Annotated in this window: 13 protein-coding genes; 10 read left to right on the top strand and 3 right to left on the bottom strand. The window is 67.9% G+C overall.

Annotation, left to right across the window (positions count from 1 at the left end):
• The first annotated feature begins 52 nt into the window (after positions 1-52).
• Together SJY11_RS02875 and SJY11_RS02870 are read left to right on the top strand one after the other, a co-directional pair.
• Entirely contained in the window at positions 53-535 is a 483-nt protein-coding gene (locus SJY11_RS02875) for a DUF1579 domain-containing protein (protein ID WP_376984949.1), read from the top strand.
• Positions 536-564: 29 nt separating this feature from the next.
• Positions 565-996 (top strand): VOC family protein, encoded by a 432-nt coding sequence (locus tag SJY11_RS02870; RefSeq protein ID WP_376984948.1) that lies wholly within the window; start codon positions 565-567, stop codon positions 994-996.
• Between the two features lie 159 nt (positions 997-1,155).
• On the opposite strand, the gene ubiB is transcribed toward SJY11_RS02870, so the two are convergent.
• Both ubiB and ubiE read right to left on the bottom strand, forming a co-directional pair.
• On the bottom strand, positions 1,156-2,712 hold the full coding sequence (ubiB, locus tag SJY11_RS02865) for a 2-polyprenylphenol 6-hydroxylase (protein ID WP_376984947.1): 1,557 nt from the start codon (positions 2,710-2,712) through the stop codon (positions 1,156-1,158).
• Between the two features lie 103 nt (positions 2,713-2,815).
• Positions 2,816-3,628, bottom strand: coding sequence for a bifunctional demethylmenaquinone methyltransferase/2-methoxy-6-polyprenyl-1,4-benzoquinol methylase UbiE (gene ubiE / locus SJY11_RS02860; RefSeq protein ID WP_376984946.1), 813 nt, complete (start codon positions 3,626-3,628; stop codon positions 2,816-2,818).
• 62 nt (positions 3,629-3,690) lie between these two features.
• Here ubiE and mutM point away from each other — a divergent pair, with 62 nt between their 5' ends.
• A complete protein-coding gene (gene mutM, locus SJY11_RS02855) occupies positions 3,691-4,590 on the top strand; it encodes a bifunctional DNA-formamidopyrimidine glycosylase/DNA-(apurinic or apyrimidinic site) lyase (protein WP_376984945.1) in 900 nt (299 codons plus the stop codon).
• A gap of 14 nt (positions 4,591-4,604) precedes the next feature.
• Here mutM and SJY11_RS02850 read toward each other — a convergent pair whose 3' ends face one another.
• The gene (locus tag SJY11_RS02850) at positions 4,605-5,156 is read right to left on the bottom strand and encodes a lipocalin family protein (RefSeq protein ID WP_376984944.1); all 552 of its coding nucleotides are present in this window, start codon (positions 5,154-5,156) and stop codon (positions 4,605-4,607) included.
• A 292-nt stretch (positions 5,157-5,448) separates the two neighbouring features.
• On the opposite strand from SJY11_RS02850, the gene SJY11_RS02845 reads away from it, so the two are divergent.
• The 7 genes from SJY11_RS02845 to recF all read left to right on the top strand — a co-directional run bounded on the left by SJY11_RS02845 (position 5,449) and on the right by recF (position 13,508).
• A complete protein-coding gene (locus SJY11_RS02845) occupies positions 5,449-6,450 on the top strand; it encodes a hypothetical protein (protein WP_376984943.1) in 1,002 nt (333 codons plus the stop codon).
• 123 nt (positions 6,451-6,573) lie between these two features.
• Positions 6,574-7,347 carry an enoyl-CoA hydratase gene (locus SJY11_RS02840; RefSeq protein WP_376984942.1) on the top strand — a complete coding sequence of 258 codons (774 nt, stop codon included), beginning with the start codon at positions 6,574-6,576 and terminating at the stop codon, positions 7,345-7,347.
• 7 nt (positions 7,348-7,354) lie between these two features.
• Positions 7,355-8,350 carry a threo-3-hydroxy-L-aspartate ammonia-lyase gene (locus SJY11_RS02835; RefSeq protein WP_376984941.1) on the top strand — a complete coding sequence of 332 codons (996 nt, stop codon included), beginning with the start codon at positions 7,355-7,357 and terminating at the stop codon, positions 8,348-8,350.
• Positions 8,351-8,533: 183 nt separating this feature from the next.
• Complete coding sequence (rpsT, locus tag SJY11_RS02830) at positions 8,534-8,800, top strand: 30S ribosomal protein S20 (protein WP_192643545.1); 267 nt, start codon at positions 8,534-8,536, stop codon at positions 8,798-8,800.
• Between the two features lie 861 nt (positions 8,801-9,661).
• Entirely contained in the window at positions 9,662-11,101 is a 1,440-nt protein-coding gene (dnaA, locus tag SJY11_RS02825) for a chromosomal replication initiator protein DnaA (protein WP_376989237.1), read from the top strand.
• Between the two features lie 150 nt (positions 11,102-11,251).
• On the top strand, positions 11,252-12,367 hold the full coding sequence (gene dnaN / locus SJY11_RS02820; RefSeq protein WP_376984939.1) for a DNA polymerase III subunit beta: 1,116 nt from the start codon (positions 11,252-11,254) through the stop codon (positions 12,365-12,367).
• A 13-nt stretch (positions 12,368-12,380) separates the two neighbouring features.
• Positions 12,381-13,508, top strand: a complete 1,128-nt coding sequence (recF, locus tag SJY11_RS02815) for a DNA replication/repair protein RecF (RefSeq protein WP_376984938.1) — start codon at positions 12,381-12,383, stop codon at positions 13,506-13,508.
• Positions 13,509-13,568 lie beyond the last annotated feature (60 nt).

The following is a 13,568-nucleotide window of genomic DNA, read 5'->3' as shown; positions in this document are numbered from 1 at the left end:
ATGAGTTAACTTAAGCGCGGCCCGAGACCGAGGCCATCAGGAGGAGACCCCCATGTTCGCGAAACCGCAGAAGGAGCACGACTGGCTGCACCAGCTCGTCGGCGAATGGACCTCGGAAATGGACTGCGCCATGGGGCCGGACCAGCCGCGGCAGAAATCGAAGGGCCGCGAGACCGTTCGTTCGCTCGGCGGGCTCTGGACGCTCGGCGAAGGCGAGGGCGATGTGCCCGACGGCACGACCGGCAAGACGCTGATGACGCTGGGCTTCGACCCCGCCAAGGGCCGCTTCGTCGGCAGCTTCATCGGCTCGATGATGACCCATCACTGGCTCTATGAGGGCACGCTCGACGAGGCCGCCAATGTGCTGACGCTCGAATCCTCCGGCCCGAACATGATGGGCGACGGCGCCATCATTCCCTATCGCGACGTGATCACGCTTGTCTCGCCAGACCACCGCATCCTCGCATCCTTCATGCCCGACGGCAGCGGCGGCTGGACCGAGTTCATGACCGGCCATTACCGCCGCGTGGCCTGACGTCTCGCCGCCAATCGACGGAGGAACCCATGAAACTGTCCCCCTATCTGATGTTCGACGGCAATTGCCGCGAGGCCTTCACCGCCTACGAGACGATCCTCGGCGGCAGAATCGAGGCGATGATGGACCATCGCGGCACGCCGGTGGAGGAACATGTCCCGCCCGAATGGCTCGACAAGATCCTGCATGCCTGTCTGGAGCTCGACGGCCAGATGCTGATGGCCTCCGACGCCCCACCCGATCGCAGCGACGGGCCGATGCGCAGCGTCTCGGTGTCGGTGAGCGTGCCGGAGGTGGCGGAAGCCGAGCGCATCTTCGCCGCCCTCTCCGAGGGGGCGACGATCCAGATGCCGATGGAGGAGACCTTCTGGGCGCCCCGTTTCGGCATGCTGCGCGACCGCTTCGGCACGAACTGGATGATCGCCGCGGAGATGCCGGCGGACAGGGCGAATTGCGGCTGAGCCGCCTGTCATTCCGGGGCCCCGCGACAGCGGCGAACCCGGAACCCACGACCGGGCGAGCCGCCGACATTCTTCAACATCTGTGGCGGGAAGCTGGTTGAACCGCACCAAGTCGTGGATTCCGGGCTATTCGCTTCGCGAAGCCCCGGAATGACAAGGCTACCCCAGCACCGCCCAGGCGAGCAGGCCTGCGATCACCCACAGCGCCCAGTTGCCCCAGCGGTTGCGCTGCGCCTCGGCACGGCCGATCGCGGCGACGCTGCGCTCGTCGAGTGTGAAACCGTGGCGCGAGGCGTCCTCGAGCTGGCCCAGCACGCGCTCGGCGCGTGTCACTGTCTCCGGCAGGCGCGACAGGCTTCCCAGCAGTGATCCGGCCCCACGCCCGGCCTCCTGAACCCGGCCGAGCGGGCCGAGATTCTGCGTGATCCAGTCGCGCACCACCGGCTCGGCCGTGCTCCACATGTCCAAATGCGGATCGAGCGTGCGGGCCACGCCCTCGACCACCACCATGGTCTTCTGCAGCATGACGAGCTCGGTGCGCGTTGCCATGTCGAACATGCCGGTGATCTCGAAGAGCAGCGTCAGCACCTTCGCCATCGAGATCTGGTCGGCGCTCTTGTCGTGGATCGGCTCGCCCACGGCGCGGATCGCCTGGGCGAAATCGGCGACGTCGTGATGAACCGGCACATAGCCGGCCTCGAAATGCACCTCGGCGACGCGGCGATAGTCGCGGGTGATGAAGCCGAGCAGGATCTCGGCGAGGAAGCGCCGCTCCTTTAAGCCCAGCCGGCCCATGATGCCGCCATCGACCGCAACAAGCCGGCCCTGCGCATCGACGAACAGGTTTCCGGGATGCATGTCGGCATGGAAGAAGCCGTCGCGGATCGCATGCTTCAGGAAGGACTGGATCACGATCCGCCCCAGCGTGGGCAGATCGTGCCCGGCCTTGCGCAGGCCCTCGACATCCGACAGCCGGATCCCGTCGATCCACTCGTCGACCAGCATCTCGCGGGCGGTCAGCTGCCAATCGGGCTGGGGCACGCGGAAATCGGCGTCGTCCTTGGTGTTCTCGGCGAACTCCGACAGCGCGGCGGCCTCGAGCCGCAGATCCATCTCCATCGTCACCGAGCGCGCCAGTGTCTCGACCACGCCGGTGAAGCGCAGGCGCCGCGCCTCGGCGGAGCGCCGCTCGGCCAGCTCCGCGCCGAAGCGCATCGCGCCCAGATCGCGCTGGAAACGGTCGCGGATGCCCGGCCGCAGCACCTTCACGGCGACCTCGCGGCCATCGTTCAGCCGGGCGCGGTGGACCTGCGCGATCGAGGCTGCCGCCACCGGCTCGCCGAAGGCGGCGAAGACCTGTTCCACCGGCCGGCCATGGGCGGCCTCGATGATGGCGCGGGCCTGCGCCATCGGGAAGGGCGGCATTCGGTCCTGCAGCGCCGAGAGGTCGGAGGCGATCTTCATGCCGACCACGTCCGGCCGCGTCGCCAGGAACTGCCCGAACTTCACATAGGACGGACCGAGCCGGGTCAGGGCCGCGGCGAGCCTTGTCGCCGAGGTGCCGGCCTCGCGCCGCTCGATCAGCCGCCCGACCCGGATCAGCCCGCGCGCCAGTGGCGGCAGCACCGACGGATCGACCAGGGCGAGCGCCCCCTCGCGCGCCAGCACGAAGCCGACGCGGGCGGTGCGCGCGAGATGAAAGAGCGAGGAGATCATGGCTCAGCCGTCATGGTCGGGCTCGACCCGACCATCTCCTGCCGAAAGAGGCTCGCGTCGAGAGATGCTCGGGTTGAGCCCGAGCATGACGCCCAACGCTCCCTCACAGCTTCCAGCCCGAATGCAGCGCCACGACGCCGCCGGTCATCGGCGTGAACTTCGCGCGGCGGAAGCCGGCGGCCTCGATCATGCCGGCGAAGGCCTGGGGGCGCGGGAACTTGCGGATTGACTCGACGAGATACTGGTAGGGCTCGGCCTCGCCGGTGACCATCCGCCCCATCGGCGGGATCACGTTGAAGGAATACGCCTCGTAGACCTTGTCGAGCAGGGGCACGTCGACATGGCTGAATTCGAGGCACAGGAACCGCCCGCCCCGCTTGAGCACCCGGTAGGCCTCGGCCAGAGCCTTGTCGATGCGCGGCACGTTGCGGATGCCGAAGGCGATCGTATAGGCGTCGAAATGGCTGTCGGGCAGGCCGAGTTCCTCGGCATTGCCCTGCACGAAGCCGATGCGGTCGTCGTCGGGGAAGCGCTTGGCCGCCCGGTCGCGCCCGACGCTCAGCATCTCCGCGTTGATGTCGAGCACCGTGACCTGCGTCTGCGGTCCGCCGGCCTCCAGCACCGAGAAGGCGACGTCGCCGGTCCCGCCGGCCACGTCGAGATGGCGGAAGGGCCGGTCCTTCGGCGGGTTGATGGCGGTCAGCAGCGCGCTCTTCCAGGCCCGGTGCAGCCCCGCCGACATCAGGTCGTTCATCAGATCGTAGCGGCCGGCGACCTTGTGGAAGACATCGTCGACCTTGGCCTGCTTCTCGGCCAGCGGCACGGTCTCGAAACCGAAATGGGTGGTGTCGGAAGCTGCTGTCACGATCGGTCCGATCCTGTGCAATCTGTCTTGTCTTTGCCTGGGGCGATGCATAGCCAAACCAGCGGGCCTTGTCGCGGCCCCTCTCGACGCAGGCCGACCGGAGAAAGTGTGAGATGCCCGAGCTTCCCGAGGTTGAGACTGTCCGGCGCGGGCTGGAGCCGGCCATGCTGGGCGAGACGCTGCTGCGGGTCGAGCAGAACCGGCCGGATCTGCGCTTTCCGTTGCCCGACCACTTTGCCGCCCGCCTCACCGGCCGGCGCGTCGAGGCACTGTCGCGGCGAGCGAAATATCTGATCGCCGATCTCGACGACGGGCAGGCGCTGATCATGCATCTGGGCATGAGCGGGCGCTTCGTCGTCGAGGCGCCGGGCACCCCACCCGTGGAGCCGGGCGCCTATTACAACGAGATCGGCCGGCATCTGATCCACGACCATGTCGTCTTCCACATGGGGTCCGGCGCCCGCATCACCTATAACGACGTCCGCCGCTTCGGCTTCATGGACATTCTGCCCCGCAGTGAGCTGGAGACCTGCAGACACTTCGCCGGCATGGGCATCGAGCCGCTCGGCAACGAACTCTCCGGCGAGACGCTGGCGCGGCTTTTCGCGGGCAAATTCGCGCCGCTGAAGGCGGCGCTGCTCGACCAGCGCCTCGTGGCGGGCCTGGGCAACATTTATGTCTGCGAAGCACTGTTCCGCGCGGGCCTCCATCCCGAGGCTGAAGCCGGTTCGATCGCCACAGCGACCGGCCGGCCGCGCCCCGCGGCGCATGCGCTGGCGCAGATCATCCGCGAGGTGCTGGAGGAGGCGATCCGGTCGGGCGGCTCGACCTTGCGCGACTTCGCCCATGCCGACGGCTCGCTCGGCTATTTCCAGCATCGCTTCAGGGTCTATGACCGCCAGGGGCAGCCCTGCGTGGCGCCGGGCTGCGGCAGCCTCGTCAAGCGCCTCGTCCAGTCCGGCCGCTCGACCTTCTATTGCGAGAGCTGCCAGCCGCGCGCGCCGCGACGCTGAGGCGCCGGGCTGTCTCAGCGCCGGGGCAACTCCGGATATTCCAGCTTCGACACGTCATAGCCGAGCGCGGCGGCACGCTGGACCAGCTGGCGGCGCAGCGCCGGGCTCATCTTCGGATCACGCACGAAGATATAGAGATCGGTGAAGGTCGGATCGGCCGAGATGAACCAGCTGTAGTCGTTGGCGCGGTCGAGGATCCAGTAGTCGCGCACGATCGGCACGACGCCGAAGAGCGTGTAGGTCACGCGCAGCTTCGCATCCGTACCGGGGTTGAGGATCTCGCCCGGCCCGCCGATCGTTTTGAGCTCTCCCGCGAGCGTTCCCATCCGGCAGGAATCGAGCACGTCGATCCGTCCCTGCGCGTCGCGCCTGTAGGCGGTCGTCGCGAAAACGCAGCCATCGGTCAGAGCCATCGGCCGTCGCGCGAATTCATGCCAGAGCCCCGTATAGAGCCGCTCGACCGCGACCGGCTTGGCGGGCTGCGGCGCGCCGCCGCTCTGGAGACCCGCTGAAGCACAGCCGGCAAGCAGGAGCCCGGCGAGGAGGGCGAAGATCGGCGCGCGCATCAGGGAATCCTCCGGCGGGATCGGTGGCTGTCCCGACACTACGCGCGCGGCCCCCTGCCGGATCCATGCGCCCCTGTGCCGACCGGATGACGCAGTGGGAGGTTCGGTTCTCGTCTCTAACGCCGCAGGGGAATGCGCTTCCGGAAGCGTTATTTCATCGGCTGATACAATACAGATGCGTGACCATCGCGGCCGGATGAACCGGCTGTTCCCTGCGAGACATCGCTGGTGGGTTCTGTATAGTTTACTTCCTGAACCGCGACACAGATATCGCCGGTGAGGGGGGCGGACAATGAGCTTGAAAGTCAATGGCCAGATCGTGGCCGAAGACATCTTTGCCGTGAAGAAACTCGATACGCACCGCCCGGTCTATCTCCTGGTCGGCGCGATCGAGAAGATCGTGGTCAAGCGTGACAACACCCCCCGACCCAATGATCCGCGCAACATGGTCCATGCGCTGCGCAACATGCGGGCTGTCGACCGGACGATGGCGACGCGGCCCCTGACGCCGATCGAACTCAGGGAGATCGCCCGCTTCATCGCAGGCGAGAAGGGCGACGCCGATCCCTTTGACGGGAAGAAATACACCGCTCTCGACGAACTCGAGAGGGATCTGCAGGCTGCGGGCGGGGTGAGCTGGGTCAAGACGAGCTTCTTCGAAGGCCTGATCAATCTGGAAGACGCGGCCGCCGAGGCGCGTGAAAAAGCCAGCAAGAGCGGCGTCCGTGCGATCGCGGCGGCGCTGACGGCGCCGGGCGGGCTCGAAAAGCTCGGCGCGATCCTCGCCATCGATGCCTTCAACGGCAATGATGATCGCTTCGACTTCAGCAATCAACCGGTGGTCAACCCGGGGCTGCTCCGCCTGACCAATCCCGGCAATGTGGGGTTGTGTCTGCAGAACAACGTCATGCGGCCCGTCGGCATGGACGCCTATGCCGGTGCGGCCGAATTCCGTTCCCTCGACAAAGCCGGTCAGCCCGACCGCGGATGGTCGGGATACCGTCTCAAGGACGACCAGCGCGGTTGGCGGCAGCGCTTCTGTGAGGAGGTCGCCGCCGACATCGAAACCATGCTGGGGCCGCGCAACCGAAAGATCCTCTTCGCCGCGACCAACCGCCTGCCCAAGAACGCAGGCCAGCGTCTCGCGACCGGCATGGATCAGGGCATCGCGAAGCTCAAGGCGACGCTTCGGACCATCGGCGACCCGCGCCGGGCCCCGCCCGGCCTGATCGGCCGCATGGTCGCACTGGGCTGGGCCAATCCCGCCCCGCCGCCCGGGCTGCCGCGCCGCTAGGCGAGGCCGCCCGCTCTGCCGGAGCGGCGCGTTCCGTCGACGGCGCCGTGCGATCCTGCGCATGGACCCTGCCTGCGCGCCTGGCTAAACCTGCTTGCCGCAGAGCAGATCCGGGAGAGCGCCATGACTTACGAGACCATTCTCGTCGAAACGAAGGGCAAGGTCGGGCTCGTCACGCTCAACCGCCCCCAGGCGCTGAATGCGCTGAACGGCCAGCTCATCGCCGAGATCAACGCGGCACTCGACGGCTTCGAGCGCGACCCCGCCATCGGCTGCATCGTCCTGACCGGCTCGGAGAAGGCCTTCGCCGCCGGCGCCGACATCAAGGAGATGCAGGAGCGGACGTACCCTGAGACCTATCTCGACGACAAATTCGCCGACTGGGACCGGATCGGCCAGCGCCGCAAGCCGATCATCGCCGCCGTCGCGGGCTTCGCGCTGGGCGGCGGCTGCGAGCTCGCCATGATGTGCGACTTCATCATCGCCGCCGACAACGCCAAGTTCGGCCAGCCGGAGATCAATCTCGGCGTCATCCCGGGCGCCGGCGGCACGCAGCGGCTGACGCGCGCGGTCGGCAAGGCCAAGGCGATGGATCTCTGCCTGACCGGCCGGATGATGGATGCCGCCGAGGCCGAGCGCGCCGGGCTCGTCGCCCGCATCGTGCCGCTCGCCGATCTGATGGCGGAGGTGATGAAGGCGGCCGATTCCATCGCGGCGAAGTCGCTGCCCTCCGCGCTGATGGTCAAGGAGACCGTCAATCGCGCCTTCGAGGTGACATTGGCCGAGGGCGTACGCTTCGAGCGTCGGCTCTTCTCCTCGCTCTTCGCCACCCATGACCAGAAGGAAGGCATGGCCGCCTTCGCCGAAAAGCGCAAACCCGCCTTCAAGAACAGCTGAGATCGCCATGACCTTCACGATCAAGAGCCCGGACGGCCTCGTCCTGCCGGGATATGCAGATGTCGAGGCCGCCGCCGCCCGGCTCAAGGGCGTCGCCCACCACACGCCCGCGCTGACCTCGCGGACCGCCAATGAGCGCACGCGGGCCAATCTCGTCTTCAAGCCCGAGAACCTGCAGCGCATGGGCGCCTTCAAATTCCGCGGCGGCTACAACGCCATCGCGGCGCTCTCGCCGGAGCAGAAGAAGGCCGGCGTCGTCGCCTTCTCGTCCGGCAACCACGCCCAGGCCATCGCCTATGCCGGCCGCCTGCTCGGCGTGCCCACCACGATCATCATGCCGCTCGATGCGCCCGTGGCGAAGGTCGCCGCCACCCGCGGCTATGGCGCCGAGGTGGTCACCTATGACCGCTACACCCAGGACCGCCTCGCCATCGGCCGGGAGCTGGCGCAGGCGCGGGGCCTCTCGCTGATCCCGCCTTACGACCATCCCGACGTCATCGCCGGGCAGGGCACCGCGGCTAAGGAGTTGATCGAGGATGCGGGCCCGCTCGACATGCTGCTGGTCTGCCTCGGCGGCGGCGGCTTGCTCGCCGGCTGCGCGCTCGCGGCCAAGGCGCTCAATCCCACCTGCCGGGTCTTCGGCGTCGAGCCCGAAGCCGGCAATGACGGGCAGCAATCGCTGCGTTCGGGCACGATCGTGCGCATCGACGTGCCCAAGACCATCGCCGACGGCGCCCAGACGCCCTTCCTGGGCGACTATACCTTCCCGATCATCCAGGCCCTGGTCGAGGACATCGTCACCGTCAGCGACGAGGCGCTGGTCGATGCGATGCGCTTCTTCGCCGAGCGGATGAAGCTCGTCGTCGAGCCCACCGGCTGCCTCGCCGCTGCCGCCGCCTTCACCGGCGCCGTGCCGGTCGCGGGCCAGCGCGTCGGTGTCATCATCAGCGGCGGGAATGTCGATCTGGGCAGCTATGCGCGCTTCCTCGCGCCCGCCAACTGAAATCGCCGGCTCCACAGCAATTGCGCGTTGACGCCGCGCGAGCTTGCGATTATACGCCACCCACTCGCGACGGCCCGCGCAAGCACCGGCCATCGCTCGCGGATTTCCATCACGGTAGCGATCGTGTTCCGCCGGCATCACGCCAGGCGCCCGATCGCGATGCAGAAGACGAGGACGTATCCGATGGCCAATACGACGTCGGCCAAGAAGGCGACGCGCAAGATCGAGCGCCGCACCGAGGTCAACAAGGCGCGCCGCTCGCGGATGCGCACCTTCCTGCGCAAGGTTGAGGAGGCGATCGCCTCCGGCGACAAGAGCGCCGCCGCCGAGGCTCTCAAGGCCGCTCAGCCGGAGATCATGCGGGCCGCCCAGAAGGGCATCGTCCACAAGAACACCGCCTCGCGGAAGGTCTCTCGCCTGGCTCACCGGATCGGCGCCATCGCATCCTGAGCGCGGCCCTTCGGCCCCTGTTCGACGACCCTGAAAAGCCCGGCCGCGCGCCGGGCTTTTTTCATGCGTTCAGGCCGTCTTGTTGCATCCCCGCAACAGCGGAAAGATCGTCGAGAGCGCCCTTCTGCAAGCGCGATTCCGCAACGTTTCCGACAGTTTACGGGCTTGACTCCATCTGCCCTTTGAGGGCGCGAAATCGGCCTGACCACCTCCTTTGACCGCGCAGGGAAAGCCCTGAATTTTCAGGATGTTAGCGGGCAAAGCATCGGACCTCCGGGAATCCCGCCGACTCCGGGGCACCTCGCCACGGGCGCCGAAAAAAAAGATTCGGGCCCCCGGGCGGGTGGGCTTCATGAAGAAAATCTTAAGTTCCCCAACCAATTGCGAGCCGGCTGCCGGTCCGTCATCGGGGGCCCTTCGGGGGGTGACTCTGAGGCATCCCGAAAACGGCGTATTGCCCCCCTTCGAGAGCGCCCTGTAAGGTCTTTTTCAACGCCGGACGGACAGCGATGGCCACCCGGTGTTTCCACAAGATGAACGCTCTTTGGCTCGCGACCCGGAGGTTGGAGGATGCGGCTCTTTGTCTTCTGAGATTGAGATGAAGTGCGGTTTCGTCCTGCGACGAGCCTTGAAAGCGTAATCGATCAGATTGGAACGGGGGAAGCCCGCGGACGGTCACGTTTGCGGGAACCCTGAGCCATGACCGGAAAGAACAGCTCCGGTCCGGTCCGCCTCGCGGCGGACGGATCAGGCGCGGGCATGACTGAAGAAATGGGGCAGACGATGTTCGAGCGGCGGCGGATGGACGAAACGGTGGAGGTTGTGTCTGCGTTGAGTGTGGTGGTTCCGGCGGAGCGGGAGATGGTGACGGTGCAGGCAACTGCGGCCGAGGCCTGGGACCGCGCCCGGCGGCGCCTGCGGGCCGAACTTGGCGAGGATGTGTTCTCGAGCTGGTTCGCGCGCGTCGAACTCGGCAGCATCGTCGACGGCGTGGCCTATCTCACCGTCCCGACCCGCTTCCTGAAGAGCTGGCTGGAGGCGCACTACGCCGAGCGGCTGCGGGTCAACTGCATGGCCGAGCTGCCGGGCCTCAACGGCATCATGCTGTCGGTGCGCCCGGTCTCCCGCGACCTGACGCAGCCTCCAGCCGAAATCGTGCCGCTGCGCGGTCGCCAGCCGGCGCCGGCGCCCGCCGCTGAGCCCAAGCCGGCTCAGGCCGGTGCGGCCCCGGCCGAGCTCGGCGATCGTGACCTCGTCGATGCCTGCGGCACCAGCCTCGACCGGCGCATGAGCTTCCAGGCGTTCATCGTCGGCAAGTCCAACCAGCTCGCCTTCGCCGCCGCCGAGCGCATCGCGGCGGCCCCGGCCGGCAGCAGCCCTTACAACCCGCTCTACATCCATGCCGGGGTCGGGCTGGGCAAGACGCATCTCCTGCAGGCGATCGCCCAGGAGGCGCGCAGCCAGGGCAAGCGCGTCGCCTATTTCACCGCCGACCGCTTCATGTACGGCTTCGTCGCGGCGCTGAAGTCGCAGACCGCGCTCGCCTTCAAGGAGAAGCTGCGCGGCATCGACCTGCTCGTCGTCGACGACGTCCAGTTCATTCAGGGCAAGTCGATCCAGCAGGAGTTCGGCCACACGATCAACGCGCTGATCGATGCCGGCAAGCAGATCGTCGTCGCCGGCGACCGCATGGCCAATGATCTGGAGGCGCTGGACGAGCGCATCCGCTCGCGGCTCGGCGGCGGCCTCGTGGTCGAGGTCGGCGATCTCGACGAGGGGCTGCGCGCGAAGATCCTCGGGAACCGGCTGGAGGCTTTGCAGGCCGCCCATCCGAACTTCCAGGTCCATCCGGACGTGATCGCCTATGTCGCGCGTGTCGTCGCCACCAATGGCCGCGATCTCGACGGCGCCGCCAACCGCCTGCTCGCCCATGCGACGCTGTCGGGCCAGCCGGTCTCGCTGGAGACGGCGGAGGCCGCGATCCGCGATCTGGTGCGCACCCGCGAGCCGCGCCGCGTCAAGATCGAGGACATCCAGAAGCTGGTCGCGACCCGCTACAACGTCAGCCGGGCCGACATCCTCTCCGAGCGCCGCACGGCCGCCGTGGTCAAGCCGCGCCAGATCGCGATGTATCTGGCCAAGGCGCTGACGCCGCGCTCCCTGCCGGAGATCGGGCGTCGCTTCGGCGGGCGCGATCACACCACGGTGCTGCATGCGGTCCGCAAGATCGAGAAGGCGATCGCCGAGGATCGCTCGCTGCATGACGAGGTCGATCTCCTCAAGCGCATGCTGCAGGAGTAAGGCACCCGCCACCGGCTTTCGCAGCGCGTCATTTTGGCTGTGGTTGCCGGCGCGGTGCCCTTGCGCCCTGCGCTGGCCTCCGGCAATGTCGCGGGCCATTCATGAGGCTCGCGCATTCGCCGCGGGCGCAGAGACGCCAGAAGACTGAAAATGAAGGTCACTGTCGAACGCTCCACCCTGCTGAAGTCGCTTGGCCATGTGCATCGCGTCGTGGAGCGCCGGAACACGATCCCGATCCTGTCGAACCTGCTGCTGAGCGGGACCGAGGCCGGGCTGAAGCTGAAGGCGACCGATCTCGACATCGAGGTGGTGGAGACCGTCGCGGCCGACGTGCCCGAGCCGGGCGCCACCACGGTTCCCGCCCACACCCTCTACGACATCGTCCGCAAGCTCCCCGACGGGGCCCAGGTCTCGCTCGAGACCACCGGCGACACCGGGCTGGTGCTGCGCTCGGGCCGCTCGCGCTTCCAGCTCCAGACGCTGCCCGAGAGCGATTTTCCCGACATCACGGCTGGCGAGATGGCCCACAGCTTCAGGCTGCCGGCCGGCGAGTTCAAGCGCCTGATCGACAAGACCCAGTTCGCGATCTCGACCGAGGAGACGCGCTACTATCTCAACGGCATCTATCTCCACACCATCGATGTCGACGGCCGCCCGATGCTGCGCGCGGTGGCGACCGACGGCCACCGCCTCGCCCGCGTCGACACCGCCGCGCCGCAGGGCTCGGTCGGCATGCCCGGCGTGATCGTGCCGCGAAAGGCCGTCGCCGAGATCCAGAAGCTTCTGGAGGATGGCGAGAGCGAGGTCACGATCGAGCTCTCCGCCACCAAGATCCGCGTCGCCACCGCCGATGTCGTGCTGACCTCGAAGCTGATCGACGGCACATTCCCCGATTATCAGCGCGTCATCCCGAGCGGCAACGACAAGCGCCTGACGGTCGACAAGGGCGATTTCGCGGCGTCCGTCGATCGCGTCTCGACGATCTCGTCGGAGCGTGGCCGCGCCGTGAAGCTTTCCATGGCCGATGGCCGGATGACCCTCTCGGTCACCAACCCGGATTCCGGCTCGGCGACCGAGGAGATCGAGGTCGACTATGATTCGAGCCCGCTCGATATCGGCTTCAACGCGCGCTACCTGATGGACATCGCAGCCCAGCTCGACGGCGACACCGCCCTGCTCAAGCTCGCCGATCCCGGCTCGCCGACGGTCATCCAGGATCGCGAGGGGGCTTCCGCGCTCTATGTGCTGATGCCGATGCGCGTCTAGGCGTTTTCCTGCCGTGGCCGCCGTCGCGCGCCTGATCCTGCAGGATTTCCGCTCCTACGAGGCCCTCGATCTCACGGTCGGGGGCCAAATCGTTGCGCTCGTCGGCGAGAACGGCGCAGGCAAGACCAATATTCTCGAGGCGCTCTCGCTCTTCACGCCGGGCCGCGGCCTGCGCCGGGCCGATCTCGCGGAGATGGCCCGCCAGGAGGGCGACGGCGCCTTCGCCGTCTCGGTCGCCCTGGCGGAAGACGGCAGCCGGCTCGGGGTCGGGCTGGGCCCGGCCGACACGGAGGGCAAGCGCACACGACTCGCCCGCATCGACGGCGCAGCCGCCAGTTCGGCACTCGCCTTCAGCGAGCATCTGCGCGTCGTTTGGCTGACGCCCGATTTCGACGGGCTGTTCCGCGGGGCGGCCGGCGACCGGCGCCGCTTCCTCGACCGGCTGGTGCTGGCGGTCGATCCCGCCCATGCCACCCGCTCCAACGCGCTCGAACGCGCGCTGCGCTCGCGCAACCGCATCCTTGAGGAGAGCCCGCACCAGACGCAATGGCTCGACGCCGTCGAGCGCGAGATCGCCGAGCTCGGCGTCGCGGTGGCCGCCGCCCGCGCCGAGACGGTGGCGAGGCTTTCCGCCATCATCGCCGAGACCCGCGACGAGGCCTCGCCCTTCCCCCATGCCGGGATCGCGCTCTCGGGCGAGATCGACCTGCTCGTTGCGCGCCATGCCGCGCTCGACGCGGAGGATGGCTATCGCGACCTGCTGCGCCAGGGCCGGGCCAGAGACCGCGCCGCCGGGCGCACGCTCGCCGGCCCGCAGGCCTCCGATCTCGAGGTCCGCCATGGCCCCAAGAACATTCCCGCCGGCCAGGGCTCGACGGGCGAGCAGAAGGCACTGCTGATCGGCCTCGTCCTGGCCCATGCGCGCCTGGTCGCGGCGATGAGCGGTCTCAAACCCCTCGTGCTGCTCGACGAGATCGCCGCCCATCTCGATCCGCGCCGCCGGGCGGCGCTCTATGAGGGCCTGACGGCGCTCGGCTGCCAGGTCTGGATGACGGGCGCCGACCCGACGCTGTTTACCGATCTGCCCGCGGGGTCGCAGCGGCTCGCCGTCACGGCCGGCCGAATTGAGGATCTCGCCTGAAGCGTGCAATTCCTGGCGGGTGCGGCGTCATGGTTGATCGGTGGTTAACCATTCTCTGTC

Source organism: Allobosea sp. R86505 (assembly GCF_042466375.1).
Taxonomy (GTDB): domain Bacteria; phylum Pseudomonadota; class Alphaproteobacteria; order Rhizobiales; family Beijerinckiaceae; genus Allobosea.
This window is presented reverse-complemented; position numbering and strand designations above follow the sequence as displayed.